We start from the raw sequence: 1,414 nt of genomic DNA on the forward strand, positions 1-1,414 counted from the left end.
TAGCACTACAGTTGCATTTTGTGTCGTGAGTGAGCACGGATAGCGCTGGCCTGATGTGTTCGTCGAAAGACGGACCATCTGAGGATGTGAGCGACGGGCAGTCTGCGTTGTGAGAGTTTTACGACAAGACGCCTGATTTCCTGAATGGACCAACGGACGACGATTATCGTGTTCTGCGGTGTGTTTTTTTCGGTTTCAATGAGTTTGCCTGATACCGGACACTTGCCATGACGGCATAGGCTAGCATGACCAGAGAGACATGCCGATGCCAACCATGCCAGGAGCGGGTCTCGTTATGATCAAGACCAAATTCGTTTTTGGCCGTCTCGAAACATTCTTCGATCCTCCAGCGCGTCCCTTCAACGTTCACGAGTTCCTGCGTGGTTGTTCCTTTCGGGCTCCAGGTCGTAAAATAGGCAAGGTCCCCGTCAGCGATGTTTCGGCGGATCAACAGGCCTCGTGTCCATGGTCCGGCTATAGGGTAGTCAAATTCTTCAGCATCCAGATCAGCAAGCGGAAGATACGCCCAGTCATAAAGTCGCTCACCTTTTGTGCCGTGTCCCGCAGACAGACGGCGCCAGTCCTGCTCTGACAGATCCGAGGCAATATCTCTGGCTTCTCCTGCAATCAACGGGTTTGTTGCCCATGACCCGAACCAGTGATTGCCTTTGACGCCAAGGACATATCCAATTCCAGCCCGGCGAAGCGTGCGTTCCACATCACCGACGCCATACACGCTGTCTGCTGCAACCCAGCGAAAGGGCACACCGGCCTCAATACTCCGCTCAATCATCATCGAGGCTAACGCCGGTTTGGTTGCAAACACCACGTCATCGGGAACGTGGGCCTGCTTCAGGCGCTCAGGCTTTGATGTCCAGTCTTTCGGGAGATACAGGGCGCGGTCCACAAAGGCATGGCCCCGCGTCGATACATAGGTGGCAAATACACCAATCTGGCAGTTCGTGATCTTGCCTGCAGATCCCGTATACTGCCGCCCCACACCGCAGGACGCCTGACCCTTCTTCAGAAAACCGGTCTCGTCGATGACCAGCACGCCCTCTTCAGTGCCCAGATGCTCAATCACATAATCCCTGACGACATCACGAAGAGCATCGGCATCCCAGTGCCCGCGCCCCAGAAGCGCCTGCTGCCGCCATGGACCAGGATCTCCTGCGGCTTCCGCTCGCATCCATCCCGTCTTGCGTGGTTCATTGCCAATCAAAATATCAAGAAAAGCACAGGCTGAATCTACGACACGTTTTTGCGTGAACAGCGGCGCCATCCGATCCTTGGCGGACCGAAGCGAGCGCGCCCATAATTCTAGCGTCTCTTCAACAGACGCACCGCCACTCATCATATCCTGAATCATGGTTACCCATAGAGTCAGAACTCAACACAAAATGCAACTGTAGTG

General features: G+C 54.7%; 1 protein-coding gene. It reads right to left on the reverse strand.

What is annotated here, in order from left to right:
* Window positions 1–163: 163 nt before the first annotated feature.
* Window positions 164–1,369: an IS701 family transposase gene (locus APA10_RS11900; RefSeq protein WP_003630712.1), complete on the reverse strand. Its 1,206-nt coding sequence runs from the start codon at window positions 1,367–1,369 to the stop codon at window positions 164–166.
* Between the last annotated feature and the right edge of the window lie 45 nt (window positions 1,370–1,414).

Source organism: Acetobacter pasteurianus subsp. pasteurianus LMG 1262 = NBRC 106471 (genome assembly GCF_000285275.1).
GTDB classification, from domain to species: domain Bacteria; phylum Pseudomonadota; class Alphaproteobacteria; order Acetobacterales; family Acetobacteraceae; genus Acetobacter; species Acetobacter pasteurianus.

What these genes read in the sequence shown, in the direction of transcription:
- APA10_RS11900 (WP_003630712.1), bottom strand. Translation starts at nt 1,369, where the DNA reads ATGATTCAGGATATGATGAGTGGCGGTGCGTCTGTTGAAGAGACGCTA.